The following is a 2721-nucleotide window of genomic DNA, read 5'->3' as shown; positions in this document are numbered from 1 at the left end:
GTCGATCCGCTGGAACTGCTTGCGTGCTTCCTCGATGTCCGCCACCGATCCGCCCCTTTTGTTCGTGTTTCTCATGCCGTGCTGGCGTACTGACGCTGGTCAGATTAACGGCCCCCGTCGGACCGGGGTGCGCCGACCACCCGGGCCGTCTGCGAGTCTGGCTCCCGCACGGGGCGAAGGACGGAAGGGGCGGGCCGTGGAGACCTTGCGGGACGTGCTCGACGCGGCGGCGGCCGGCGCCTTCCCCGCGGCGGACGGCGGTACGACGGTCCTGCCGCAGCCCTCACCACGGGACGCCGGGGTGATGGCGTTCACCGGGCATGCGGTGGTCTTCACCGACGAGGACCCGGCCTGGGTGCGCGAGGCGCTGCGCGGCACGGACTGCGACCCGCTGGCGGCGGCGATGAACCCGCGGTTCCTGACCGCGCTCATGGACCGGACCGGGCGCCGCGCCGAGACCGTGGACGCGGTGCTGGTGGCCGGCCCGCTGCCGGGCGAGCCGCCGCTCGCGCTGCGCGAGGTCACGGACCCGGACCACCCGCGGATCGCCTACGCCCACACACGCCGGGACGAGGTCCGGGCCTGGACGGCCGGGGGCGGGGTGCTGACCCTGGGACGCGGGGTCGCCGGGCGGCTGGAGGTGTCGGTCGAGGTGAACGCCGAGGTGGACGAAGTCTGCGCGCGCGGGCCCGCGGGACGGCACCGGGGGCTCGGGCGGCTGCTGGTGACCGCGGCCCGCCAGCTCGCCGGGGAGCCGCTGTGGGCGCAGGTCGCACCGGGGAACGCCCGCAGCATGCGGGCGTTCCAGGCGGCCGGTTACCGTCCGGTCGGCGCCGAGCTGCTGCTTCAGCGGAAGATGCCGGTGTGCCCCAGCGAGTAGCGGCCCGGCTGGGGGTAGACGGCCAGGCCGTGGGGGCCGCTGCCGACCTTGACGCGGGCCACCTCGGCGCCGGTGCGGGTGTCGATGGCGTACACCTCGGCGTTGTAGCGGCCGGAGAGCCACAGGATCTTGCCGTCGGCGGAGACGCCGCCCATGTCGGGGCTGCCGCCGCCGGGCAGGTGCCACTTCTTGGTGAGCCGGTCCTGGGTGAAGTCGAAGACGGAGACGGTGCCCTCGCCGCGGTTGGAGACGTACATCTCGCGGGAGTCACGGCTGACGTAGAGGCCGTGGGCGCCCTTGCCGGTGGCCAGGAAGCGGGGCCGGGTGAAGTGGTCCCCGTCGAAAATCCACAGCCCGTTCGCCATCATGTCGGCGATGTAGAACAGCTTGCCGTCCGGAGCGATCTTCACGTCCTGCGGCATGGCGCCGCGCAGCGGCAGCTTCTCCTGGGCGACGACCTTCATGCGGGCCGTGTCGACCTTGAGGATCTCGCCGCTGAACTCGCAGGAGACGATGAAGTAGCGGCCGTCGACGGAGAAGTCGGCGTGGTTGACGCCGTAGCAGCTGACCGGGACCGTCTTGACGACCTTCATGGTGTGCGCGTCCCGGAAGACCAGCTCGCGGTCCATGGAGGCCATCACGACCGCGTACTTGCCGTCGGGCGTGAAGTACAGGTTGTACGGGTCGTGCACGGCGACCGGCTTGCCGGCCCGCCCGGTCCGCGGGTCGATGGGGGTGAGGCTGTTGCCGAGGTCGTTGTTGACCCACAGGGTCTTCAGGTCCCAGGACGGCACGACGTGCTGGGGCTGGCGGCCGACCGGGATGGTCTCGACGACCTTGTAGGTCGCGGGGTCGATGACGGTGACCGTGTTCGAGTTGGTGTTGGGCACGTACACCCGGGTGGGGAAGTCCCGGACCACGGGTGACAGCCGGTTCGGCCGGTCGGCGGCGTACAGGTCGGCCGGGTCCTCGACCGGGGGCATCCCCGGCAGCACGTTCACCCGTGGCTTGTTCACCCGTGGCTGGACCGGGGCCTTGCTGCCGAGGGCCTCGCTCTCGCGGTCCGTGCCGCCGCCGCACGCGGAGAGCAGCGTCAGGGCGGTGAGGGCGGCACCGGCGGCCAGCAGGCGGGCGGCTTTCGTGGTTCGCATCAGCTCAGCAGCTCCGTGGTGGTGACCGCGCGCAGTCCGCGGCGGCCGAGTTCGGTGAGGACGTCGGGGAGGGCGGCGACCGTGTCCGGGTAGCCGAAGTGCAGGCTCACCACCGATCCGTTGCGCACGCCGGCGAGGACCCTGCGGGTGACGGCGGCGGCGCCGGGGCGGGTGTAGTCGAGCGAGTCGACGTCGTACGACAGCACGTGCGGGTAGCCGGCGGCGCGGGCCAGCCGGGTGACGAGCGGGGAGGCGGCCGGGGCGCGGGAGGGGCGGAACCAGGTGCCGATGGAGCCGGTGAGCCGTGCGAGCCGTTCGGCGCAGTCGGTGATCTCCCGGCGGGCGTCTGCCTCGGCCAGGGTGTTGATGCCGATGTGCCGCTGGGTGTGGTTGCCGAGGTCGTGGCCGCCGTCGAGGACGCGGCGGGCGAGGTCCGGGTACTCGTCCAGCCAGGTGCCGACGGCGAGCACGGTGAGCCGGGCGCCGTGCTGCTCGGCGGTGGTGAGCAGGGCGCGGGCGAGGGCGGGGTCGCCCTGGCCGTGGAAGGTGAGGGCCACCCGGGGGCGGTTGCGCGGGCCGTGGGTGATCTGGGCGGGGTGTCCCGGGTATCCACGGGGGGCAGGGGCCGCGGAGGGGCGCCGGGAGGCGGGGGTGGCAGAGGCGGGGGCGGTGGAGGCCGGAGCGGGGGGC

3 protein-coding genes are annotated in these 2721 nt (G+C 73.4%); 1 reads left to right on the top strand and 2 read right to left on the bottom strand.

The genetic code is table 11. From position 1 onward, the window contains the following. Window positions 1–196: 196 nt before the first annotated feature. Window positions 197–880, top strand: a complete 684-nt coding sequence (locus IE312_RS37000) for an N-acetyltransferase (protein ID WP_189986703.1) — start codon at window positions 197–199, stop codon at window positions 878–880. Here the strand turns inward: IE312_RS37000 and IE312_RS36995 are convergent. Both IE312_RS36995 and IE312_RS36990 read right to left on the bottom strand, forming a co-directional pair. Further along, entirely contained in the window at window positions 847–2031 is a 1185-nt protein-coding gene (locus IE312_RS36995) for a YncE family protein (protein ID WP_189986702.1), read from the bottom strand. The two genes, IE312_RS37000 and IE312_RS36995, sit on opposite strands and share 34 nt — an antisense overlap. Next, window positions 2031–2721, bottom strand: a 691-nt coding sequence (locus tag IE312_RS36990; protein WP_189986701.1) for a polysaccharide deacetylase family protein, incomplete at its 5' end; no start/stop codon positions are given. The genes IE312_RS36995 and IE312_RS36990, both read right to left, overlap by 1 nt.

Origin of the sequence: Streptomyces capoamus, assembly GCF_014654935.1 — a bacterium.
Taxonomy (GTDB): domain Bacteria; phylum Actinomycetota; class Actinomycetes; order Streptomycetales; family Streptomycetaceae; genus Streptomyces; species Streptomyces capoamus.
Note: the sequence above shows the minus strand (reverse complement) of the source record. Positions and strands in the feature narration are given on the sequence as shown.